The 651-nt window shown below is 73.1% G+C and carries 1 protein-coding gene; it reads left to right on the forward strand.

Annotation, left to right across the window (positions count from 1 at the left end; translation table 11 throughout):
• Window positions 1–651 (forward strand): IMP dehydrogenase (locus tag AMK27_RS40920; protein WP_445194907.1); only part of this gene is annotated, 651 nt, incomplete at both ends.

Below are 651 nucleotides of genomic sequence, written 5' to 3' on the forward strand. Positions count from 1 at the left end.
ACGCCAACCGCCGCTACGCGCCGGCCGTGGACAAGGACGGCCGCCTGGTCGGCATCCTGACCCGTAGGGGCGCGCTCCGCGCGACCCTGTACACCCCGGCCACCGACGCCGACGGCAAGCTGCGCATCGCGGCCGCCGTCGGCATCAACGGGGACTTCACGGGCAAGGCCAAGCAGCTGCTCGACGCGGGCGTCGACACGCTCGTCATCGACACGGCGCACGGCCACCAGGAGTCGATGATCGCGGCGATCAAGGCCGTGCGCGCCCTCGACCCGCAGGTCCCGATCGTCGCCGGCAACATCGTCGCCGCCGAGGGTGTCCGCGACCTCATCGAGGCCGGCGCGGACATCATCAAGGTCGGCGTGGGCCCCGGCGCCATGTGCACCACGCGCATGATGACCGGCGTCGGCCGCCCGCAGTTCTCCGCCGTCCTGGAGTGCGCCGCCGAGGCCAAGAAGTTCGGCAAGCACGTCTGGGCCGACGGCGGCGTCCGGCACCCGCGCGATGTCGCCATGGCGCTCGCCGCCGGCGCGTCCAACGTGATGATCGGCTCCTGGTTCGCCGGGACGTACGAGTCCCCGGGCGACCTCCAGCACACCGCCGACGGCCGCCCGTACAAGGAGTCCTTCGGCATGGCCTCGGCCCGCGCCG

Source organism: Streptomyces sp. CB02009, from assembly GCF_001905825.1.
In the GTDB taxonomy this organism is placed as follows: Bacteria; Actinomycetota; Actinomycetes; order Streptomycetales; family Streptomycetaceae; genus Streptomyces.